Annotated in this window: 23 protein-coding genes; 9 read left to right on the top strand and 14 right to left on the bottom strand. The window is 70.4% G+C overall.

The annotated features are described in order from the left end of the window. Nucleotides 1-57: 57 nt before the first annotated feature. From IG08_RS0131550 to IG08_RS0131530, 5 genes are all read right to left on the bottom strand, one after another. The gene (locus IG08_RS0131550; RefSeq protein WP_030610164.1) at nucleotides 58-1,638 is read right to left on the bottom strand and encodes an ABC transporter substrate-binding protein; all 1,581 of its coding nucleotides are present in this window, start codon (nucleotides 1,636-1,638) and stop codon (nucleotides 58-60) included. Between the two features lie 191 nt (nucleotides 1,639-1,829). Continuing rightward, complete coding sequence (locus tag IG08_RS0131545; protein WP_030610161.1) at nucleotides 1,830-2,591, bottom strand: SDR family oxidoreductase; 762 nt, start codon at nucleotides 2,589-2,591, stop codon at nucleotides 1,830-1,832. 12 nt (nucleotides 2,592-2,603) lie between these two features. Then, complete coding sequence (gene fabG, locus IG08_RS0131540) at nucleotides 2,604-3,365, bottom strand: 3-oxoacyl-ACP reductase FabG (protein ID WP_030610159.1); 762 nt, start codon at nucleotides 3,363-3,365, stop codon at nucleotides 2,604-2,606. A gap of 125 nt (nucleotides 3,366-3,490) precedes the next feature. Further along, complete coding sequence (locus IG08_RS0131535) at nucleotides 3,491-3,907, bottom strand: DUF3037 domain-containing protein (protein ID WP_030610156.1); 417 nt, start codon at nucleotides 3,905-3,907, stop codon at nucleotides 3,491-3,493. Then, nucleotides 3,904-4,659 (bottom strand): HipA family kinase, encoded by a 756-nt coding sequence (locus tag IG08_RS0131530; RefSeq protein ID WP_030610154.1) that lies wholly within the window; start codon nucleotides 4,657-4,659, stop codon nucleotides 3,904-3,906. The genes IG08_RS0131535 and IG08_RS0131530 overlap by 4 nt, the downstream gene beginning before the upstream one ends. A gap of 92 nt (nucleotides 4,660-4,751) precedes the next feature. On the opposite strand from IG08_RS0131530, the gene IG08_RS0131525 reads away from it, so the two are divergent. After that, the gene (locus tag IG08_RS0131525; protein ID WP_030610151.1) at nucleotides 4,752-5,168 is read left to right on the top strand and encodes a Rieske (2Fe-2S) protein; all 417 of its coding nucleotides are present in this window, start codon (nucleotides 4,752-4,754) and stop codon (nucleotides 5,166-5,168) included. Nucleotides 5,169-5,172: 4 nt separating this feature from the next. Here IG08_RS0131525 and IG08_RS0131520 read toward each other — a convergent pair whose 3' ends face one another. Beyond that, nucleotides 5,173-5,823: a cysteine hydrolase family protein gene (locus IG08_RS0131520; RefSeq protein ID WP_030610148.1), complete on the bottom strand. Its 651-nt coding sequence runs from the start codon at nucleotides 5,821-5,823 to the stop codon at nucleotides 5,173-5,175. A 137-nt stretch (nucleotides 5,824-5,960) separates the two neighbouring features. On the opposite strand from IG08_RS0131520, the gene IG08_RS0131515 reads away from it, so the two are divergent. Then, entirely contained in the window at nucleotides 5,961-6,428 is a 468-nt protein-coding gene (locus IG08_RS0131515) for a pyridoxamine 5'-phosphate oxidase family protein (protein ID WP_030610145.1), read from the top strand. Nucleotide 6,429: 1 nt separating this feature from the next. Here IG08_RS0131515 and IG08_RS0131510 read toward each other — a convergent pair whose 3' ends face one another. Further along, entirely contained in the window at nucleotides 6,430-7,332 is a 903-nt protein-coding gene (locus IG08_RS0131510) for a LysR family transcriptional regulator (protein WP_030610143.1), read from the bottom strand. A 74-nt stretch (nucleotides 7,333-7,406) separates the two neighbouring features. Here IG08_RS0131510 and IG08_RS0131505 point away from each other — a divergent pair, with 74 nt between their 5' ends. Beyond that, nucleotides 7,407-8,336, top strand: a complete 930-nt coding sequence (locus tag IG08_RS0131505; protein ID WP_199820933.1) for a DMT family transporter — start codon at nucleotides 7,407-7,409, stop codon at nucleotides 8,334-8,336. A gap of 196 nt (nucleotides 8,337-8,532) precedes the next feature. Here the strand turns inward: IG08_RS0131505 and IG08_RS0131500 are convergent, their stop codons facing one another. After that, nucleotides 8,533-9,864, bottom strand: coding sequence for an aminotransferase class I/II-fold pyridoxal phosphate-dependent enzyme (locus IG08_RS0131500; protein WP_030610135.1), 1,332 nt, complete (start codon nucleotides 9,862-9,864; stop codon nucleotides 8,533-8,535). 35 nt (nucleotides 9,865-9,899) lie between these two features. On the opposite strand from IG08_RS0131500, the gene IG08_RS0131495 reads away from it, so the two are divergent. Both IG08_RS0131495 and IG08_RS0131490 read left to right on the top strand, forming a co-directional pair. Continuing rightward, nucleotides 9,900-10,583 carry a pyridoxamine 5'-phosphate oxidase family protein gene (locus IG08_RS0131495; RefSeq protein WP_030610132.1) on the top strand — a complete coding sequence of 228 codons (684 nt, stop codon included), beginning with the start codon at nucleotides 9,900-9,902 and terminating at the stop codon, nucleotides 10,581-10,583. After that, the gene (locus IG08_RS0131490) at nucleotides 10,583-11,215 is read left to right on the top strand and encodes an FMN-binding negative transcriptional regulator (protein ID WP_030610129.1); all 633 of its coding nucleotides are present in this window, start codon (nucleotides 10,583-10,585) and stop codon (nucleotides 11,213-11,215) included. The genes IG08_RS0131495 and IG08_RS0131490 overlap by 1 nt, the downstream gene beginning before the upstream one ends. A 52-nt stretch (nucleotides 11,216-11,267) precedes the next feature. Here the strand turns inward: IG08_RS0131490 and IG08_RS0131485 are convergent, their stop codons facing one another. The 3 genes from IG08_RS0131485 to IG08_RS0131475 form a co-directional block, all read right to left on the bottom strand. Continuing rightward, nucleotides 11,268-12,212, bottom strand: a complete 945-nt coding sequence (locus tag IG08_RS0131485) for a DMT family transporter (protein ID WP_030610126.1) — start codon at nucleotides 12,210-12,212, stop codon at nucleotides 11,268-11,270. 187 nt (nucleotides 12,213-12,399) lie between these two features. Further along, a complete protein-coding gene (locus tag IG08_RS0131480) occupies nucleotides 12,400-13,404 on the bottom strand; it encodes an EamA family transporter (protein ID WP_030610123.1) in 1,005 nt (334 codons plus the stop codon). Nucleotides 13,405-13,450: 46 nt separating this feature from the next. After that, nucleotides 13,451-14,017: a Clp protease N-terminal domain-containing protein gene (locus IG08_RS0131475; protein ID WP_043455733.1), complete on the bottom strand. Its 567-nt coding sequence runs from the start codon at nucleotides 14,015-14,017 to the stop codon at nucleotides 13,451-13,453. Nucleotides 14,018-14,236: 219 nt separating this feature from the next. On the opposite strand from IG08_RS0131475, the gene IG08_RS59330 reads away from it, so the two are divergent. Together IG08_RS59330 and IG08_RS0131465 are read left to right on the top strand one after the other, a co-directional pair. Next, nucleotides 14,237-14,404, top strand: a complete 168-nt coding sequence (locus IG08_RS59330) for a hypothetical protein (protein ID WP_106981059.1) — start codon at nucleotides 14,237-14,239, stop codon at nucleotides 14,402-14,404. Between the two features lie 121 nt (nucleotides 14,405-14,525). Then, complete coding sequence (locus IG08_RS0131465) at nucleotides 14,526-14,954, top strand: type II toxin-antitoxin system Rv0910 family toxin (protein WP_030610118.1); 429 nt, start codon at nucleotides 14,526-14,528, stop codon at nucleotides 14,952-14,954. A gap of 103 nt (nucleotides 14,955-15,057) precedes the next feature. On the opposite strand, the gene IG08_RS54615 is transcribed toward IG08_RS0131465, so the two are convergent. After that, nucleotides 15,058-15,681 (bottom strand): PadR family transcriptional regulator, encoded by a 624-nt coding sequence (locus IG08_RS54615; protein WP_030610116.1) that lies wholly within the window; start codon nucleotides 15,679-15,681, stop codon nucleotides 15,058-15,060. Nucleotides 15,682-15,845: 164 nt separating this feature from the next. Between IG08_RS54615 and IG08_RS0131455 the strand changes: the two genes are divergently transcribed. Next, nucleotides 15,846-16,655 carry a PhzF family phenazine biosynthesis protein gene (locus IG08_RS0131455; protein ID WP_030610101.1) on the top strand — a complete coding sequence of 270 codons (810 nt, stop codon included), beginning with the start codon at nucleotides 15,846-15,848 and terminating at the stop codon, nucleotides 16,653-16,655. 17 nt (nucleotides 16,656-16,672) lie between these two features. Here the strand turns inward: IG08_RS0131455 and IG08_RS0131450 are convergent, their stop codons facing one another. Beyond that, complete coding sequence (locus IG08_RS0131450; RefSeq protein ID WP_030610098.1) at nucleotides 16,673-17,473, bottom strand: CPBP family intramembrane glutamic endopeptidase; 801 nt, start codon at nucleotides 17,471-17,473, stop codon at nucleotides 16,673-16,675. Between the two features lie 188 nt (nucleotides 17,474-17,661). Here IG08_RS0131450 and IG08_RS0131445 point away from each other — a divergent pair, with 188 nt between their 5' ends. Continuing rightward, entirely contained in the window at nucleotides 17,662-19,434 is a 1,773-nt protein-coding gene (locus tag IG08_RS0131445; protein ID WP_030610095.1) for a substrate-binding and VWA domain-containing protein, read from the top strand. A gap of 9 nt (nucleotides 19,435-19,443) precedes the next feature. On the opposite strand, the gene IG08_RS0131440 is transcribed toward IG08_RS0131445, so the two are convergent. Further along, entirely contained in the window at nucleotides 19,444-20,961 is a 1,518-nt protein-coding gene (locus IG08_RS0131440) for a glutamate-cysteine ligase family protein (RefSeq protein WP_030610092.1), read from the bottom strand. Between the last annotated feature and the right edge of the window lie 400 nt (nucleotides 20,962-21,361).

Here is a 21,361-nt window from a genome sequence, read left to right as displayed (position 1 = left end):
CTCAGAACCTACAGGCGACCACTGACACTCGGCCCCGCAGACCGCGCAACCGGGCTCCTACCAGCTGGTCTTCCAGTACAGCTCCCACATCACCATCATCGTCGCCGGGTCGATGACCTTCTGCAGACCGGCGATCTCCTCGTTCGCGGCCACGTACTGCTTCCCCTGCCACAGGGGCAGCAGCCGCGCGTCGTCCACGAGGATCTGCTGGGCCTCCTCGAACTGCTGGTCCACGGCCCCGCGGTCGCTCTCCGCGCGCGATTCCGGCAGCAGCTTGCCGGTGATCTCGGGTGCTTCGTACGGGGTGCCGAGCGCGTTCTGCTCGCCCACGAAGGGCGCGATGAAGTTGTCGGCGTCGTTGAAGTCGGGGAACCAGCCACGCCCGAACACCGGGTACTCGCCCTTCTGGTATCCCTCCACGTAGGTCTTCCAGGGGCGGCTCTTGAGGGTGACCGTGAACAGGTCGGAGGCCTCCAGCTGCCGCTTCAGCTCCTCGAAGGCCGGCTTGGTCGTCGAGCCGTAGCGGTCGCTGGTGTACCAGAGCGTCAGCGGGACGCGCTCGGTGATGCCCGCGTCCGTGAGGATCTGCTTGGCCTTGGGCACGCTGGGCGTCCCGTAGTCGTCGAAGAAGCCCGTGGTGTGGCCCACCAGCCCCGTGGGGATCATGGAGTACAGCGGCTCGACGGTGTCCTTGTAGACGTTGTGCGCGAGCGTCGGCCGGTCGACGACCTGGGCGATCGCCTTGCGGACCGCGGGCTTCGCGGCCCACGGGTCGCTGGGGTTGAAGACCAGGTAACTGATCTCGGTGGTGGGGTTCTCGACGAGCTGGAGCCCCTCCGCCTTCTGGTTGACCTCGATGTCCACGGTGTCCGAGGCGCCGAGACCGCGGTAGATGACCGAGATCTGCTTGTCCTTGAGGGCCTTGACCATCTCGTCCGACTGCTGGAAGTAGCGGATGGTGACCGCGCTGTTCTTGCGGTCCGCTATGCCCTTGTAGTTGTCGTTGCGGACGAGCTCGGCCTTCTCGCCCTCCTCGTAGGAATCAAGGTTGTAGGGCCCCGAGCCGGCTATCTTTCCGTCCTTGCGGAGCGCGTCCGCGGGGTACTCCTCGGGATCCACGATCGACATGGCGGGCGTGGTCAGCACGAGCGGGAAGGTTGCGTCGGGCTGGCTGAGATGGAAGACGACCTCACGGTCGCCCTTCACCTGCACCCGGGAGAGCGTCCCCAGCAGACCCGCGGGACCGCCGTTGACGTTGATCTCCTTGATCCGGTCGAACGAGTGCTTGACGGCCTTGGCGTCCAGCGTGTGCCCGTTGGAGAACTTCAGGTCCTTGCGCAGCGTGCAGCTGTAGACGGTGCTCGAACTGTCCGTGAAGGCGCAGCTCTCGGCGGCGTCGGGCTCGGGCTCTGTTCCACCGGGGGTGTAGTTCAGGAGTGTTTGGTACACATTGCGGAACAACTCCCAGGAGTTGTCCCAGGAAGCCGCGGGATCCAGCGTGGCCGGAGCACTGGTGGTTCCCACGACGACCGGCTTCTCGTCTTCGGAAGCGTCAGAGGAGAACACACCACATCCGGCCACCATGGATATGGACGCGAGGGCCGCGAGGGGCGGCAGGTAACGATCCCGGATGAACACGCGCTTGCTCCTCGAAATGCCGTACCAAGGGTCGGCAGACCATACCGCAGCGCTCCGCCCGCTGAACCTGCCTTCGAATCGACCTCTTGATCGAATTATGCATGACTACGTTGCCATCGAGGGGTGAAGCTCCGGTATGCCGACACGGGCGCCGTTTTCGTCAACGGGCGCCCGTGTCGATATGCGGAAGGTCAGCCCACGCCGGCGTTCAGGAAGATGCCGCCGTCGACGACGAGCGTCTGGCCGGTGATCCAGTCGGACTGGGACGAGGTGAGGAACGCGGCGGCGCCGCCGATGTCGGAGGGCACGCCGAGCCGGGCGAGCGGATAGGCCGCGGCGGCCTCCGCCTCCCGGCCCTCGTACAGGGCCTGCGCGAACTTGGTCTTCACGACGGCCGGGGCGATCGAGTTGACCCGCACCGTGGGCGCGAACTCGTGCGCCAGCTGCAGCGACAGGTTGATCATCGCGGCCTTGCTGATGCCGTACGCGCCGATGAAGGGCGAGGCGGAGACGCCCGCCACGGAGGCGATGTTGACGATCGCGCCGCCGTTGTCCTTCTGCCAGGCGTGCCAGGTCTTCTGCGCGAAGCCGAGCGCCGAGACCACGTTGGTCTCGAACACCTTGCGGGCGACGTTCAGGTCGAGGTCGGCGATCGGCCCGAACACCGGGTTCGTACCGGCGTTGTTGACCAGGAAGTCGACGCGGCCGAAGGCCTCCACGGTGCGCGCGACGGCCTCGGCCTGGTGGTCCAGGTCGTGCGCCTTGCCGGCGATGCCGATGACACGCTCGGCGCCGAGCTTGTCGACGGCCTCCTTGAGGGCGTCCTCGTTGCGGCCGGTGATGGCCACACGGTCGCCGCGCGCGAGCAGCGCCTCGGCGACGCCGTAGCCGATGCCGCGGCTGGCGCCGGTGACGAGGGCGACCTTGCCGGAGAGTTCAGGCAGTGCAGTCATGTTCCCGTTTCCCTAGTCGAGCGGTCCGCCGGCCACGTACAGCACCTGGCCGGAGACGAAGCCGGCGGCCTCGTTGGTGAAGAAGGCGATCGCGTTGGCGATGTCGTCGGGCTCACCCACGCGCGCGACGGGGATCTGGGTGGCGGCCGCGGCCTTGAACTCCTCGAAGCCCATGCCGACCCGGGCGGCGGTCGCGGCGGTCATGTCGGTGGCGATGAAGCCGGGGGCGACGGCGTTGGCGGTGATGCCGAACTTGCCGAGCTCGATGGCGAGGGTCTTGGTGAAGCCCTGCAGACCGGCCTTGGCGGCGGAGTAGTTGGCCTGGCCGCGGTTGCCGAGCGCGGAGGACGAGGACAGGTTGACCACGCGGCCGAAGCCGGCGTCGACCATGTGCTTCTGGACGGCCTTGGTCATCAGGAACGAGCCGCGCAGGTGCACGTTCAGGACGGTGTCCCAGTCGGAGACGCTCATCTTGAACAGCAGGTTGTCGCGGAGCACGCCCGCGTTGTTGACCAGGATCGTCGGGGCGCCGAGTTCGGCGGCGACGCGCGCGACGGCCGCCTCTACCTGGGCCTCGTCGGAGACGTCCGCGCCGACGGCGATCGCCTTGCCGCCCGCCGCGGTGATCTTCTCCACGGTGTCCTTGCAGGCGGCCTCGTCGAGGTCGATCACGGCGACCGCGCGCCCCTCGGCGGCCAGTCGTACGGCGGTGGCGGCGCCGATTCCGCGCGCTGCGCCCGTGACTACGGCGACCCGCTGCTCAGTGGTGGACATTGCCGATTCTCCTCGCCCTCGAGAAAGTGCGACCGTTTGGTGAGCGACCGCTTAGTACCTTCAGCAGTCGTGACGCTAGAAGCCCTGGCACGCGGTGTCAACGCCACACGTGACTGTGTGATCCATTACCTGACCAGGAGGTCGAGCAGCCGTCCCGTCTCGGCCGCCGGATCGGTGGTCAGCCCGGTGTGCACGGGCCCTGGCTGGACGATCGTGGAGCGGGGCGCGACGATCCAGCGGAAGCGCCGCCCGGCGTCGTCGCCCGCGGCCTGCCCGGCCGCGTCGCCGCCCGCGCAGACACCCTCGACGGCACGGAGCGCCGCGTGCACGCCGGCCACGTCCGCGTCCGGGTCCAGGGCCCGCAGCCGGGCCTCGTCGAGATGGGTGCGCACGCCGACGTAGGACCGGGCGCGGCAGTACACGAGCACCCCGGCGTTGATGCACTCGCCGCGCTCGATCCGGGGCACGACCCTGAGCAGGGCGTACTCGAAGACGTCCCGGTCGTCGCTGCGACCGCCTCGGATGATGTGACGCTCGTTCACTTGATCCCCTCGATCCGCTCGTGGGCGACAGCCGCTCGCGCGAGCAAGGGCCGCGCATAGGCCCGTCGGAGCTCGTCCGGTGTGTCGAAGCCGGGCTCGTCGGCCAGCCACACGTCCGGGATCTCGGCGGTGACCTCGGCGAGGAGTTCCTCGGTGACGAGGGGCGCCAGTTCCCGGGCGGCCCTGGTGACATCCGGCGCGAAGGGTTTCAGGACGTGGTCCGAGGCGTCGTAGGGACGGGCGGCGGAGGCCTCCGCGCCGGGCCAGTTGTGGTGCCAGATCATGGTCGCGCCGTGGTCGATGAGCCACAGCTCGCCCTGCCACCTCAGCAGGTTGGGGTTACGCCAGGAGCGGTCGACGTTGTTCACCAGCGCGTCGAACCAGACGATCCGGCCGGCCTCTTCGGGAGTCACCGAGAAGGCGAGGGGGTCGAAGCCGAGGGCGCCGGAGAGGAAGTCCATACCGAGGTTGGTGCCGCCGCTGGACCTGAGCAGCTCCTTCACCTGCTGGTCGGGCTCGCCGAGTCCCAGGTCCGGGTCGAGGTCGAGCGTCACGAGCCGGGGCACACGGAAGCCGAGCCGCCGCGCGAGTTCCCCGGCCACCACCTCGGCGACCAGCGTCTTACGGCCCTGCCCGGCGCCGGTGAACTTGATGACGTACGTCCCGTGGTCGTCGGCCTCGACGAGCCCCGGCAGCGAGCCGCCCTCACGCAGGGGCGTGATGTAGCGGGTCGCGATGGCTTCCTTGAGCATCGCCCCAGGTTACTGGGGGGTCTCTGAACAACGGGCACTCCGGGCCCGTACCTGAGGGCAGTTCAGAGGTAACCGTCGAAGGGGACGTCAGCATGGCCAGCGAATCGCTTCATCCCGCCTCCGCTCCCAGTCGCCGTACCGTCGTGGCGGCGGTCGGCGCTGCGGGGATCGCCATCACGCTGAACGCGTGCTCGTCGGACGACGGGGCCTCCTCATCCTCCGGCGCCTCCCTCGCGAAGACTTCCGACATCCCGGAGGGCGGCGGCAAGATCTTCAAGGACGAGGGTGTGGTGGTCACCCAGCCCACGGCGGGCGAGTTCAAGGCCTTCTCGTCCAAGTGCACCCACCAGGGCTGCGCGGTGACGGGGGTCACCAACGGGGTCATCACGTGTCCGTGCCACAAGAGCGAGTTCTCGGTGACGGACGGCAGCGTGAAGAAGGGGCCCGCGACCCAGGCACTGCCCGAGGAGAAGATCACCGTGAACGGGGATTCGATCGCCCTCGCGTGAGATGTCAGGCACGTCCCGTGCGCCGCGGCCGCTTGAAGCAGGACAGCACTTCGTCCGTGGTCGCGAGCGTGGCGACCAGAGCGAGGGTGTGGCGGATCATCGCGGGGGTGTAGTCGGAGGGCACCCCCGCGATGGCATCCGTCGGCACGACGGCGGTGTAGCCGCGGTTCACGGCGTCGAAGACGGCGTTCGGGATCGCCACGTTGGCCGACACACCGCTCACGATCAGCGTGCGGCAGCCCAGGTTGCGCAGCAGCGCGTCGACCTCGGTGCCCTGGACGGGCGACAGCCCGTGCAGCCGTCGTACGACGAAGTCCTCCTCGGTGACCTCTATGGGGGCCGCCACCCGGACCGCGGTGGTGCCGGACAGCTGCTGGACGGGGAGGCGTCCGGCGGCACGGAAGAGGCGGGCGTTGCGGCTCGCGCCCCGCCCGTCGGGGCGGCGTTCGGCGATCGCGTGGATCACCTGGACCCCGCTCTCGTGGGCTGCGGCGACCAGCCGCGCGACATTGGCGAGGGCGCCCGAGGAGCGTGCCTCGCGGGCGAGTTCGGGCAGCGCGCTGTCCGGGCCGACGACGCCCTGCTGGCACTCGACGGTGAGCAGGACGGTGCTCTCCGGGGCGAGCAGTTCACTGAGTTGTTCGTACGACGGCACGGTTCCCCCTTGTCGCCCACGGCGTGGAGCCGGTGACAGTAGCCACCATTGCGCCGGGACGGAAGACGACCCATTCTTTTTCTGACGTGATGTCAGAGGATCTCCTCTGACACGACGTGGGAGAAAGAGGGGGCCGCATGACCGTCACTCAGCGCCGGGGCCGGAAGATCATGATGTCGTCCGGTGAACTGGACGAGTTCCTCACCAGCCAGCGCACCTGCCGGGTCGCCACCCTGTCCGCCGACGGCGCTCCGCACGTGAGCACGCTCTGGTTCGCCTGGGACGGCACCTCGATGTGGCTGTACTCCGTCGTGCGCAGCAAGCGCTGGACCGATCTGCGCCGCGATCAGCGGGTGGCCGTCGTGGTCGACACGGGCGAGGAGTACGACGAGCTGCGGGGCGTCGAACTGTCCGGGACGGTGGAGTTCGTGGGCGAGATCCCGCGCACCGGCGAGCTGCGTGCGGAACTCGACGTACCGGAGACGCTGTTCGCCCGGAAGAACTTCGGTCTGGAGGAGATGCCGCACGACGGGCGGCACGCCTGGGTACGGCTGACGCCGTCGAAGATCGTCTCCTGGGACTTCCGCAAGCTGGGGTCGGCGTAGCTCAGCCGAGCTGCTCGCCCACGGCCTGAAGCGCCTTGACCGCCGCCCTGATCGACGGGCGGCGGTCGGCGTCCGCGCGCCAGACGACGTAGACATGGCGGCGCACCCGCTGCTTCAGCGGAACCGTGACGACCCCCGCGGGCACCGGGTGGCGGCCCAGCAGGGGGGCGATGCACACGCCCAACCCGGCGGCGACCAGGCCGAGTTGGGTGTGCGTTTCGGCGGCACGGTGGCCGACGATCGGCTCGATGCCCTTGGAGCGCAGCGTGAACATCAGCCACTCGTGGCAGAACTCACCCTCGCCCCAGGTGATCCACTCGTCCTCGGCGAACTCGGCGAGGTCGACCTCGGCGCGGTCCGCGAGCGGGTGGCCGTCCGCCAACGCCACGTCGGCGGGGTCGTCGAGGATGGGCGCCTTCACCAGGCCGTCCGGCAACGGCATCGGCTTGTTGTACCAGTCGAGGACGACGGCGAGGTCGAGGTCGCCGCGGATCACACCGGCGATGCCGGTCTCGGGTTCCAGCTCGCAGGAGCGCACCCGCAGGGCCGGGTGCTGCGCACGCAGGGCGGCGAGCGCGGTGGGGAACAGCCCGCGCGCGGCCGTCGGGAACGCCGAGAGCCTCAACTCGCCGACGACCTGCCCTCGTTGCGCCTCCAGGTCGGACTGGGCGAGCTCGACCTGGGACAGGATGCGCGCGGCGTGCTCGGCCAGCAGCCGGCCCGCGTCCGTGAGCCGTACTCCCCGGCCGTTCTTGGCGAGGATTTGCTGTCCGACCTCCCGCTCCAGCTTGGACATCTGCTGGGAGACGGCCGACGTCGTGATGTGCAGCCCCTCGGCCGCGCCGCTGACCGAGCCGTGCCGGGCGAGGGCGTCGAGGGTGCGCAGGCGCTCCAGGTTCAACATGTAAGCAATACTACGAGATACCGCGTTTGGAATCTCGATTGTGCTACGAGGTTGGCTGCGAGATCGTCTTCCCCATGAGCACCGTCGCCCCTCCCCGGACCCCCGCCCGCAGCGCCTCCCGCCCCCGCCGCACCCTCGACTGGCGTATCCGCTTCGGCGTGCTCTCGCTGATCTGGGGCTTCAGCTTCCTCCTCATCAAGGTGGGAACCGACGGCTACGCCCCCTTCCAGGTCACGCTCGGCCGACTGGTGTTCGGTACGGCGGTGCTCGCGGCCGCGATGGTGGTGAAGCGGGAGCGGTTCCCTCGCGGGGCGCGGACGTGGGGGCATCTGGCGGTCGCCGCGTTTCTGCTCAACTCGCTGCCGTTCTCGCTGTTCGCGTATGCCGAGCAGACGATCCCGTCGACGCTGGCGGCCATCTGCAACGCGACCTCGCCTCTCTGGGGGATGGCTCTGTCCCTCGTCGCTCTTTCCGAGGACCGGCCGACACGGCTGAAGGTCGCGGGGCTCGGGATCGGCTTCCTCGGGGTTCTGACGGTGCTGGGTGTCTGGCAGGGGTTCCACGGCCTCGACGTCACGGGTACGGCGATGGCGCTGGCGGCCTCGCTCAGCTATCCGATCGGGTGGATCTACGTCCGTCGGACGCTGGCCGGAGCCGGTCGGTCGCATCTGTCGATGACCGGGGCGCAGTTGTTGGCCGCGACGGTTGAACTGGCTGTTGTGACGCCCCTGTTCGCCGGTGCGCCGGCCCGCTTTCCGGTGCTGCCGTTGCTTGCGATCGGTGCACTGGGTGCCTTTGGCACGGGGCTGGCTCTGCTCATCCAGTACGGGCTGGTTGCCGAGGTCGGGCCTACTACGGCCCAGATGGTCACGTACTTCATTCCGGTCATCGCCACGGGGGCGGGTGTTGCCCTGCTGGGCGAGTCGCTGAGCTGGTCGACTCCGGTCGGGGCGGTTGTCGTTCTTGCGGGGGCGGCGCTCACTCAGGTGAGGCGGGGCGCCTAGGGGGGTGGGTGTGTGTGGATTGTCGGCTGCTGCGGGTCGGATGTGGCTGGTCGCGCAGTTCCCCGCGCCCCTTGAGGGCACTGTCGCCGGGCCCGTTTTAGGCGCCGGGCCCGCTACCCAACCTCAGGGGCGCGGGGAACTGCGCGACCAGCCACGACTCACCCGCAGCCGGCACACCGGACCTCCAACGAAGCACTCAAACGTAACGCCGCGCCGGCGAAGGCCCCACCGCCGCCGCCACCGCGTTCGCCAGTGAACCGACCTCGTTCTCCTCCAACGTCGCCACGGTGATCCGAATCCCGGGCGGTGCGCCCATACGGAACCGAGCCCCGGGTGCGACCGCCCACCCCGCATGCAGCAGTCGCGCGACCGCCCCGGTCTCGTCCGGGACCGGGATCCACACGTTCAGGCCGCTGCGGCCGTGGGCCTCGACCCCGCGTTCGGCGAGCGCGTCGATCAGCAGGTCCCGGCGTGCGCGATAGGCGGCCGCCACGGCCGACGTGTCCAGCACGCCGTCGGCCCACAGGCGCGCTACCGCCCGCTGGGTGATGCGGCTGACCCAGCCGGGGCCGAGCCGGTGCCGGCCGCGTACGCGGTCGACGGTGACGGGGTCTCCGGTGAGGACGGCGAGCCGTAGGTCGGGGCCGTACGCCTTGGCCACCGAGCGAACGAAGGCCCAGTGGCGGGTGATGCCCGTGAGGGGGTGCAGCGGGAGGTCGACGATGCCGTGGCCGTGGTCGTCCTCGATGAGCAGGGTTTCCGGGTGCCCCCGGAGTACGGACCGCAGGGCACGCGCGCGCGTGGCGCTCACCGCGGCGCCGGTGGGGTTCTGCGCCCGGTCGGTGACGATCAGGGCACGTGCCCCGGCCTCCAGGACTCGCCGTACGTCGTCGGCGAGTGGCCCCTCGTCGTCCACGCCCACAGGGACCGTGCGCAGCCCCAGCGCCGGGACCAGGTCGAGGAGGCTGCCCCACCCGGGGTCCTCCACGGCGACCGTGTCCCCCGGCTTGAGATGGGCCGCGAGGACCCGCTCGATCACGTCGAGCGATCCGGAGGCGACCGCGAGCGGCCCGTCCGGGACACCCTCGGCATCCAGGCCGGCCCGCGCGAGACGGGCCAACTCCGGGTCCACGGGCGCGTCCCCGTAGAGGACCGGCTCCCGGTCGTTCTGCTCGGCGGCCGCCGCGAACGCGGGCGCGAGCGGCGGCAGCAGCGCCGGATCCGGGTTGCCGTTCGAGACGTCCCGTACGCCCTCGGGCGCCTCGACCCGGATCGACTCGCGCCCCGTGGTCGCCGGCTTGGCGCGCACCCGGCTGCCCCGTCGCCCGGCGGTCTCGATGACCCCGCGCTCGCGCAGGATGCGGTACGCGGCCGCGACCGTGTTGGCGTTCACTCCGAGCTCGACCGCCAACTCCCGCATGGGCGGCAGCACTTGACCCGGCTGCAGCTCGCCCGCACCCACCGCGCGCTCGACGCTCGCCGCAATCTCTGCTGCGCGTCGCCCTTCGATCCGGTATTCTCCTAGCACAAAGAAGATTATGCACTAGTGCAATGGAGATCGCAATGCAGGGGACGACTGAGATCACATCAGCGCCTACCGCCTACACCCCGACCGACCGCACCGTCCCCACGCGCTCCCCCGACCGGGCCTCCCACGACAAGGAACTGGTGCACTCGATACTCGACGAGGCCTACGTCTGCCATCTCGGCTTCGTCCGCGACGGTGCACCGGTGGTGCTGCCCACGCTGTTCGGCCGGGTCGGCGAGCGGCTCTACGTCCACGGCTCGACCGGTTCGCGCCCGCTGCGCATGACGGGCCAGGCCGACCCCGGGCTGCCGGTGTGCCTGACGGTCACACACGTCGACGCGCTGATCCTGGCCCGCTCCGCCTTCCACCACTCGATGAACTACCGGTCCGTGGTGGTGCACGGCACGGCGTACGACGTGACGGACCCCGAGGAGAAGCGCCTCGCCCTCGACGCGCTGGTCGACCACGTCGTACCGGGCCGCTCGCAGGACTCCCGGCCGGCCAACAAGAAGGAGCTGGCCGCCACCGCGGTGATCCGCCTCGACCTGAACGAGGTCTCCGCCAAGCTCCGCACCGGCGGCGTCAACGACGAGCCCGAGGACCTCGCCCTCCCGCACTGGGCCGGCGTCGTCCCGCTGCGCAAGGGCTACGGGACCCCCGTAGGAGACCCCCACCTCGCTCCCGGCACCGACCTCCCCGACTACCTGGCGGTCCCGTGATGCTCATCCATCCCTGGGACGCGCCCCGCGACGACGCCGAGTGGCAACAGTGGCTGTCCGTCCACGACTTCGGGCAGCTCGCCGTCAACGGCCCGCCGGGCGAGCCGCCGTTCGTCCAGCCCCTGCACTTCGCCTACGACCCCGAGCGCGGCGAAGCCCTCACGCACCTCGCGCGGCCCAACCCGCTGTGGAGCGCACTGGAGGCGGACCCGGTCGTCCTGCTGAGCGTGGTCGACGACTACGCGTACGTCACCGGGCCCTGGCAGGCCGAGCCGGACGGCCCGTCCGAACACGGCACGCCGACGAGCTTCTACGCGGCCGTCCAACTCCGCTGCCGGGCCCACCTCGTGGACGACCCGGCCGAGAAGGCCGAGCTCCTCAACCGCCAGGTCGGCCACTTCCAGCCGGAGGGCGGCTCCGCCGAGGTGGCGGTGGGCCAGGTGCCGTACGGGCGGATGTTGTCGGGGATCCGCGGGGTACGGCTCGAAGTGACCGGTGTGCGGGCGAAGTTCAAGTTCGGGGGCAAGCGGTCCGCGGACGTGCGGGGCCGGATCGCGGACGGGCTGGCGGGGCGCGGTGGTCCGCATGACGCGGCGGCACGCGAGCACCTGATGCGTCGCGGCGGAGCGTGAGAGAAGGGGCCCTTCCCACTTCTCGGGCTTTCGAAAGAAGGGCCCCTCTCCGTCATACGAGCACCGGCTCCTGCTCCTCCCCCGCCGCGCTCCGCGCCTCCGTCACCGCGAGTCCCGCGACCGCTCCGAGCATCAGCAGGGTGCCGACCAGCGTGGTCGGCGTGAGCCGCTCCCCGAACAGGACGACGGCGAGTACCGCGGCGCTCACCGGCTCCAGCAGCATGATCACGGACACGGTGGCCGACCGGACGACGACGGCGGCCGCGAAGTAGAGGGCGTACGCGAGAGCCGTGGGGACGGACGCCAGATAGGCCAACAGCACGAGGAGCAGGGCGGGTTGCGTGGTGTGCGGCACCAGACCCTCGGCCAGGGCGAACGGCAGCAGGCAGAGGCTGGTCACCGCGAACGCCCCCACGGACGTACCGGAGGCGTCGCCGTCGTGGCCCCATCGGCGCGTGAGCAGGGTCATCACACAGCACCCGGCCGCCGACAGCAGGCCGAGCGCAACGCCCCACGGGCGTACGGACGCGTCCTCGCCGCCGAGCACCAGCACCCCGAGCCCGGCGAGCGCCCCGGTGACGGCGACGATCCCGCCCCGCCCGAGCCGCTCCCCCAGGGTCAGCCGCGCACCGAGCGCGATGAGGACGGGACCGGCGCCGAGCGTGACGACGGTGGCCACGGCGAGTCCGGTGGCCTGTACGGCCGCGAAATAGGCGGTCTGGAACACCGCGAGCCCGACGCCCGTCACACCGACCCGCAGCGCCTTGCGACGAAGCGGTTCGGTTACGGCCGTACGGGCGCCCGGACGCAGGACGCGCGCCGCGAGCAGCAGCACGAGGCCGGTCGCGCAGCGCCAGAAGGACAGGGCGACGGGGCCCAGGTCACTGACCTGGTAGGCCAGGGAGGCGACCGCGCCCGCGGTACCCCAGGTGGTCCCGGCGATGATCAGGTAGAGGAGGCCTCGCCCGACGGGCAGGCCTGAGACAGCATTCGACACGTGTTCTCTCCGCAGGCGCACAAGGTGCGCAGAAGTTCGGAAAGGACGCCCGCTCGGCGGGGTCCGTGGACTTCTTCTGCGGGCAGCACCGCTCAGCCCGGCGACATGCCGGGCGTGGTTGCCGGAGGGCCCGCCTCAGGCGGCCGGCGGCGGGAGAACGAGTGCGCGGGAATGCATGATCGGCAGCCTAGGCGGCGGTCTCGCGGGCGGACAACTGACTTTCGGGGCCACCGCTCGCAACCGGCTCCGGGGAGCTCTTGGCAGGAGCCGACGACTGCGCGATGAAGGCGCCCGCCAGGACCACCACGCCGCCCACGATCTGCGGCGCCGAGAGGTGCTCGCCGAGCAGGAACCAGGCGAGAACGGTCGCGATGACCGCTTCGAGGCAGGCCACGACGCCGGCGACCTGCGGCGAGAGCCGGCGCACCGACAGCACGCCGGTGACGTAGGCGAGGACCGTGGCGATCAGCACGATCCAGCCGAGCAGGAGGCCGGCCGCGACCGGGGTGCCGTTCATGTCCGCGCTGTCCGCGAGGAGGGACCAGTCCATGGTCCACGGGCGGGCGACGACGGTGAGCACGAGCGTGCCGACGAGCAGACCGTACGCGATGACGCCGAGCGGGTCGGGGGCCTCGGCCCCGGAGTCGCTGCCCTGGTCGGACAGGACGAAGTAGCCGACCTGGCAGCAGGCGGCGCCGAGCGCGAGCAGCAGGCCGAGGGCGTCGAAGCTCAGCCCCGACCAGACCTCGACGACACAGGCGAGCCCGCCGACCGCGAGGACCACGCCGACGGCGGCGGCCCGTGTCACCGGCCGCCGCTGCACGAACCGCACCCAGCCGAGCACGAGGGCGGGCGCGAAGTACTCGACGAGCAGCGCGACCCCGACCGGGATGCGGGAGATCGAGGCGAAGTAGAAGGCCTGCACACCGGCCACGCCGAGCAGTCCGAAGCCGGCGAGCAGGGCGGGCCGGCTGCGCAGCAGGGCGCGGTGGCGCACGGCGAGCGGCAGCATCACGAGGGCGGCGCCCGCCACCCGCAGCCACACCACGTGGAGCGGGTCGAGTCCCGCCTCGATCAACGGCTTGGCCGCGACCCCGGATCCGCCGAAGGCGAGCGCGGACACCAGCGCCAGGCCGAGCCCCACGCTCTTGCCCGCACCACCCTGACTGCTCTCATACGTCTGCACCGGCACATGATGACAGGCGATGACATGACCGTCACCCCCGTTGACACCTGTCTCAACGGCTGGACCACGGCGGCTCTCCCCACAGGCTGCGCGGTGAGCGGTCGTCGATCCGGGCGAACACCTCGTGCGCGTCGATGCCGGCACGGCCGAGCACCTCGACGGCGCGGGACTCGGAGTCCACGAGGATCGCCGCGAGCAGGTCGATACCGCGGGCCGGGCCGCCACCCCGCCGGGCGGCACGCGCACCGGCGTACCCCATCGCGCCCGCGGCCAGCGGGGAGAAGCCCTCGGCCGAGGTCACGACGGGCACGGCGCCGGAGTCCTCGACGGTGCCCTGCCAACGCAGTCCGTAGCCGATGCTGCGCTGCACGAGATAGCCCAGCAGCCGGGCCATCTGCGGTGTGCCCTCGAAGACGGCGGACACCTCGGGGTCGGACTCCAGGAGCGAGTGCAGCAGATGGGCCGTGTCGATCTGCCGGTCCCCGTCCCTGAGCGCCCGGCGGCGGGCACCGGAGACCACCGCTGCCAGCTCTTCACTGAGCCCGGCAGCGCCGTCCGCGCCTGTTGGCGGCACTCCGCCCTGGTCACGGGCGGACTGCCGGGGGATACGGGGTTGCACATCCCCTACCCCATCAGCCCCTTCGGCTCGGGTCATCCCCGGGGGGAAGCATTTTCGCGTCCCACACAGAGTGGACCCCGGCCGCGAAAATCTCCTCCTTGCGGATGAGATCACACCCCTTTCCCCGCTGAGGCGCGCGCCGCCTTGCCGTGCGCCCCGCGCGCAACCGCAGTGCGCCTCGGCTCGTCCAAAAAAGACGTGGAGAGCAGGTGCTGGCTGGTGGCTCTGCCGGCCGTCGACGGCAAGCAGTACGTCTACCGGGTGTACGCCCCGGAGGACGCGCTGCTCGCCGACCTGTTCTGGGAGGCGTGGCACTGCCACGACGAGAGCGCCTTCCCGCGTGCGTGGGATCTGTTCGACGCGGCGGTGATACGGCGGGTCGCCTGAACGGCCGGCCGGGCCCGTCTCCCCACCTCTCCACACTTTCTGACGGTTCATCAGCATTGAATGTTCCAGGCCCTGCGGCTACGTTCCGCGACACCGAAGCCCGAGTCGAAGAGGTGGTCGCATGGCCGAGATCAGCGCGGAGGCACGTATCGGGGCACCGGCCGAGAAGGTGTGGGCCCAGCTCACGAACTGGCCCGCGTACGGGGACTGGAACGCCACCCACACCAGCTTCCCCAAGGGCGGCCCCACGGCCCTCGAAGTGGGCGGGACCTTCCAGGAGAACATGAAGCTCATGGGGTTCCCGGCCGAGGTCGAGTGGACCATCGCGGAGCTGGAACCGGCACGGGTGTTCGCCATCCAGGGCAAGGGCCCGATGGCCGTGAGCGTCGCCACGCGCTACACGCTCACACCGGACGGCGACGCCACCACGGTCCGCATCGACGGCGAGTTCACGGGCGCCGCGGTCTCGCTGATGGCGGGCAAGCTCAAGGACTCGGGGACCGCCGCGCTCAACGAGTCGCTGCGCAAGCTGGCCGGGCTGGTGTCCTGACCCACGGGCACACGAAGGACCGACGGACACACGAAGGCGCCCCGCGGATCACTCCACGGGGCGCCTCTCACCGCCGTACGACATGACTGCCGTACGACTGCTGTCAGCCCTCATCGGCAAGGATGAGGTACAGCTTCTTACGGGCTTCGTTGATGACGGTGAGCGCCTTCTCGCGCTGCTCCTTGCTGCCGGTCTTCCAGACCTGGCCGAAGGCCTCCATCAGACCGAAGCCGGCCTGCCGGATCTCGCCGAGAGCCTCGAAGTCGATGCCGCGGGAGGCTTCCTCCCAGGGCGCGTCCGGGCCCTCGTCGGCCGCGGTACGGCCGGCGTCCGTGAGCGAGAAGAGCTTCTTGCCGCCCTCGCTCGCGCTGATGATCAGGCCCTCGTCCTCCAGCAGCTGGAGGGTGGGGTACACCGAGCCTGGGCTGGGCTTCCACGCCCCGCCGCTGCGCTCGGCGATCTCCTGGATCATCTCGTAACCGTGCATCGGCCGGTCCTTGAGCAGGGCCAGGATCGACGCGCGCACATCGCCGCGCCGCGCCCTCCCCCGCGGTCCGCCGCGGCCCCTCGGGCCCCAGGGGCCCGGACCGAAGCCCGGTCCGCCGAAGCCGGGACCACCCGGCCCGCCCGGCCCGAAGGGGCCGAAGGCGCCACGCAGAGCCTCGACGCCATCTCGGCCCCGACGACCCGCACCACCGTGTCCACGTTCGAATCCATGGGAACGCATCGCAATCACTCCATTCCATCGTTGATCTGTCGCGATGCGTCAACGATATATCGGAACAGTTCGCAAGGCAAGCCCCCTGGCTCAGGGCTGCGGCTCCGAAATGGGTCCAGCGGCCCGGAATTGGCCTTGTCCTGCGGCTTCACCGAACCCGTAGCGTCGCGGGCATGCAGATCCGAATCGTCGACGCCTTCACCGACCGCCCCTTCGCCGGCAACCCGGCCGGCGTCCTTCTCCTCGACGCCTTCCCGGACGACAACCGGCTCCAGAACATCGCCCTCGAGGTCAACCACGCGGAGACGGCCTTCGCCCACCGTCTGCCCGAGGGCGGCGAGGCCGACTGGGCGCTGCGCTGGTTCACCCCGGCGACCGAGGTGAACATGTGCGGGCACGCGACGCTCGCGACGGCCCACGTCCTGCACACCACCGGCGCCCACGAGGGCCCCGTACGGTTCGCCACCCGCAGCGGCGTCCTCATCGCGACACCCGGCGAGGACGGCTCGATCACCCTGGACTTCCCGACGGCCCCGCTCACCCCGGTCGAGCTCCCGGACGGGGTCGCCGAGGCCTTGGGCGCCGAGCCACTGACCGCCTTCGACACCGGCCCGAACATCGGCGACCTGCTGGTCGAACTCGCCGACGAGAAGACGGTCCACGCCCTGAACCCGGACCACAAGGCACTGGCCGCCCACTCCGAGCGCGGCATCATCGCCACCGCCCGCGCCGAGGACCCCGCGCTGGGCTACGACTTCGTCTCCCGCTGCTTCTTCCCGAACGTCGGCATCGACGAGGACCCGGTCACCGGCAGCGCCCACACGGCGCTCGCCCCCTACTGGTCCGAGCGCCTCGGCCGCACCGAACTCACCGGCCTGCAGGCCTCGCCCCGCTCCGGCCGCGTCCGCACCGAGCTGCGAGGCGAGCGCACGCTGCTCGGCGGTCGCGCGGTGACCGTCATCGAGGGCGAGCTACTGGCCTGAGACATGCCGCCGGCGGCTCACGCCGTCGGCAGCCAGCCCACCTTCCCGGCCAGCAGCGCGTAGCCCACGAACGCCCCGATGTCGAGCAGGGAATGCGCCACCACCAGGGGACCCACCCGACCCCAGCGCCGGTACAGGTACACGAACACCACACCCATGACCATGTTGCCGACGAAGCCGCCGATGCCCTGGTAGAGGTGGTAGCTACCGCGCAGTACGGAACTGGCCACCAGCGCGGTGCCCGGCGTCCAGCCCAACTGGTGCAGCCGGCGCAGCAGATAGCCGACGACGATCACCTCTTCGAGGATCGCGTTCTGCATCGCCGAGAGGATCAGGACGGGGTACTTCCACCACACCTCGGGCAGCGCCTCGGGCACCACGGTGAGGTTGAAGCCGAGGCCCCGGGCGGCCAGGTAGAAGGCGATTCCGGTGCTGCCGATGACGGCCGCGACTGCGGCTCCGCGGCCGAGGTCGGGCCAGGGCCGGGTGCGGTCGAAGCCGAGGGTCCTGAGGCCCTGCCCCTCACGCAGCAGGAAGTGCGCGACGAGCATGACGGGCACCAGGGCCGACGCGATCCCGAAGAGCTGCCAGGCAAGATCAAGCCACGGACGGCCCGGCGCGGCCGAGGCGTTGAGGGTCGCCGCCTGATCCTTGAGACCTCCCGGTTTGGTGACCGATCCGACAAAACTGATCAGGGCGGACACACCGCTCGCACCTAGCGAAAGCCCCAGAACGAGCAGCGTCTCGTCACGAAGAATCCGTCGCGAGGGCCCCTCCTGGGGAAAAGAATCGGCCACCGGCCCCGCCTCGTCCTGCACACCTGCCTCCAGTTGAGCAATCCCGCCTCATCCCCACCGTCGCCCCGCTAGGGTCTCGAAAGAAGTTACGAAGATCGTGCGCGACAGGCCGTCGGGGGGACGGACGCCGTACGGGGCGTACCTCCCCTTTTCCTGCCATATACGGCCGCGTTCCGGCACGAGCGTCGACAGGGAGGGGCTCCACCGTCATGGGACGTCACAGCTTGCCCGATCAGTATGGGGCGGGCGGCAGCGACCCCCGTCCACGCGCGCGCCGCCGCACCGTGGCCGTCGCGACGGTGCTCGTCCTCGCCGTCGCCGGCGGTACCGCGGCCGCCGTCCAGGGCGGACTGCTCTCCTTCGGCTCCTCCTGCCAGGACGACCCGGTGCGGCTGAAGGTCGCCGCCTCCCCGGACATGGCTCCGGCCCTGGAGACCGCGGCGAAGCGGGCCCACGACCAGAACCTCACCTCCGACGGCCGCTGCCTCGACGTCACGGTGACCGGGCACGAGTCGTACAAGGTCAGGGACACCCTCATGGCCGGGAAGAAGCCGGACGCGCAGGTCTGGGTGCCGGACTCCAAGGTGTGGGTGGACCAGATCTCCGAGGACGCCGGCGCGACGGAGGTGGCCCGGGTCGGCACCATCGCCTCCACCCCGCTCGGGATGGCGATGGTGCCCAAGGCAGCGAAGTCGCTGGGCTGGCCGAACAAGACGTACAACTGGATCGAACTGGCCGGCGCGGCCCTGCAGGGCGACTCCCTCAAGCTCGGTGCGGCCGATCCCGCGCGCAGCGCGACCGGGCTGCTCGCCCTCACCCAGCTCACCAGCGCCGCAGGTCAGGTCGAGGGCGGGGACACGCAGGCCGCGGCCATGATGAAGACGCTCTCGCAGCGCACCTCGGACAGCGACACCCAGGTGCTGGACACGCTGCCGCGCGACTCCTCGGGCACGGAGCAGGGCAATCCGAAGCGCAATCAGGCACTGATCCTTTCCGAACAGGCGGCCTTCGCGTACAACTCGTCGGCCGACGGCGGGGGCAGCCTGGACTTCTTCTATCCGAAGGACGGCTCACCGCGACTCGACTACCCGTACGCCCTCGTCGACGAGCAGAAGCTCACGACCGACGAGAGCCGGGCCGCGATCCGGTTCATGACCTTCCTCGGCCGGCCGGAGCAGCAACAGCTGCTGACGGACCAGGGGTTCAGAACCTCCGACGAGCAGGTGTCGCGCACGCTGGTCGCCAAGGCCGGCGGCAAGAACCCGCAGCCGTACACGGACGCCGCCGTCGAACCCGCCTCGGCGGCCTCGCTCCAGGAGGCCCTCGGCACCTGGACGATCACAGTGCAGAGCGCGCGGATCACCACGGTCGTGGACGCCTCCTCCTCCATGTCGGAGTCCGTGCCGGGCACCGGCCGGTCCCGGATGGACGTCACCAAGGCCTCGCTCCTGCAGGCCCTGGCCACGTTCACGCAGGAGGACCAGATCGGCCTGTGGGAGTTCTCCACCGAGCTGGACGGCGACAAGGACTACCGCGTCCTCGTGCCGACCGAACGACTCGGCGACAGCACGAGCGACGGCACCCAGCGGGACCGCCTGTCGGCGGCGTTCGGCAGCCTCGAGCCGGTCCCGAACGGCGCCACCGGCCTGTACGACACCACCCTCGCCGCGTACAAGGCGGCCACGTCCTCCTACGCCGAGGGCAAGTTCAACGCGCTGGTCGTCCTGACCGACGGCGTCAACCAGGACCCGGGCAGCATCTCGCGTTCGGCCCTGATCAGTCAGCTGGAGAAGCTCACCAACCCCGAACGCCCCGTGCCGCTCATCGTGATCGCCGTGGGCCCCGACGCCGACAAGGCGGAGGCCGAGCAGATCGCGCGGGCGACCGGCGGCTCCGGCCAGCAGGTCAACGACCCGGCGCAGATCCACACGGTCATCCTCAAGGCGATCGTGGCGGCGGGAGCGCAGGGCAACCAGGGCTGACCCATCGGTTCACCCCAGCGGCACCGGTTCCGGCAGTCCCACCGGCCAGGTGTGCACCGGCTCGCCCTGGTGCATCAGCTCGCTGTAGCGCCGGGTCGTGGCGGCCAGTGCCGCCTCCCGCGAGAGCCCCGACTCCAGGGCCCGGTGGAAGGTGGCGGCCTGCCAGGACGCGCCGTTGGCCCGGCGCCGGCACCGCTCCTCGATCACCCCGAGGTACAGGTCCCGGTCGGCGGCCTCGACGCCCCATGCCTGGAGCCCGGCCTCGGCGAGCGGCAGCAGTTCGTCGCGTACGAGGCTCACGGCGTCGACCTCGGTCGTGCCGCCGTACCGGCCGCGCCGGGGCCAGGTGAAGCGGGCGTCGATGCCGTGGCGGCAGGCGGCGTCGAAGTTGGCGGCGGCCGCCGCGAACGGCAGCCGGGTCCACACCGGCCGCGGCTCCTCGGCGAGGGCGCGGACCAGGCCGTAGTAGAAGGCCGCGTTGGCGATGACGTCGGTGACGGTGGGGCCGGCGGGCAGCACGCGGTTCTCGACGCGCAGGTGCGGGACGCCGTCGGCGATGCCGTACACCGGGCGGTTCCAGCGGTACACCGTGCCGTTGTGCAGGACGAGTTCGGCGAGTTTGGGGACGCCGCCCTCGTCGAGGACCTCCAGCGGATCCTCGTCGTCGCAGATCGGCAGGAGGGCCGGGTAGTAGCGCGCGTTCTCCTCGAAGAGGTCGTACGCCGAGGAGATCCACCGCTCGCCGAACCAGGTGCGGGGCCGCACTCCCTGGGCCTGGAGTTCGGGCGGGCGGGTGTCGGTGGACTGCTGGAACAGCGGGGGCCTGGACTCGGACCACAGCTCGCGGCCGAACAGGAAGGGCGAGTTGGCGCCCACGGCGACCTGGGCGGCGGCGACGGCCTGGGCGGCGTTCCACACGTCGGCGAAGCGGGCCGGGGTCACCTGGAGGTGCAGCTGCACCGAGGTGCAGGCGGCCTCCGGGGCTATCGACTTCGAGGTGCAGGTGAGGCGCTCCACGCCGGCGATGTCGAGGAGGAAGTCCTCGCCACGGGCGGCCACGATCTGGTCGTTGAGCAGGGTGTAGCGGTCGACGTCGGAGAGGTTGGAGGAGACCAGGTCGTCCCGGTCGAGGGTCGGCAGAATGCCGATCATCAGGATTCCGGCGTCGAGCTCGCCCGCCTTTCGATGGGCATATGCCAGCGAGGTGCGGAGTTCCTCGGCGAGCCGGTCGAATACCCGCCCGCCCAATCGGTGTGGGGCTATGTTGACTTCCAGGTTGAACATGGCGAGTTCTGTTTGGAAATCTCGACTTGCGATGCGCTCGAGTACTTGCGCATTCAGCATTCTCGGCATCCCGTCGGTGCCGACGAGATTCAATTCGATCTCCACCCCCATGAGGTTCTTCGGCCGATCGAACCGCTGCTCCGCCAGCAGCCGCTCCAGTCCCGCCAGGCACTGCCGGAGCTTGTCGCGGTAGCGCTGGCGATCGGACAGATCGAACCGACCTGCCACGACCTTCTCCCCCATCGAAGCGTCCCTCCTCGGATGGGCGGACCACAGGGCCTGTCCGGCCCCCGGATCCGGCCCTGGCGTCCCGGGTCAGGTGGGATGATGCCCAGCCGGGACGATCGATAACGTCCCGCTCCGGTCCGGTGCCCGCTACTCTGTCGGACGTGACCGGAGGCACATTCACGGGGCATGGGGCCCGGTGCAGTTTCGAGTGCCCCGGGGAACTCGTGAAAAACGCCGACGAGAATTGGCCGACCGCCTGCGTGGCATTTTTCGAGGTCATCGCCGCACACCCCGCTCGGAATCGGGATGATTCCCACGAATCGCCGACCGAATGGACCCTTGCCCGACTCATGAGAAACGGCTAGACGAAACACTGTCTGAACACATGTCGTATAAACTCCGCGAACAAGCCAGA

This window comes from Streptomyces fulvoviolaceus (assembly GCF_000718165.1).
Lineage (GTDB): Bacteria > Actinomycetota > Actinomycetes > Streptomycetales > Streptomycetaceae > Streptomyces > Streptomyces fulvoviolaceus.
This window is presented reverse-complemented; position numbering and strand designations above follow the sequence as displayed.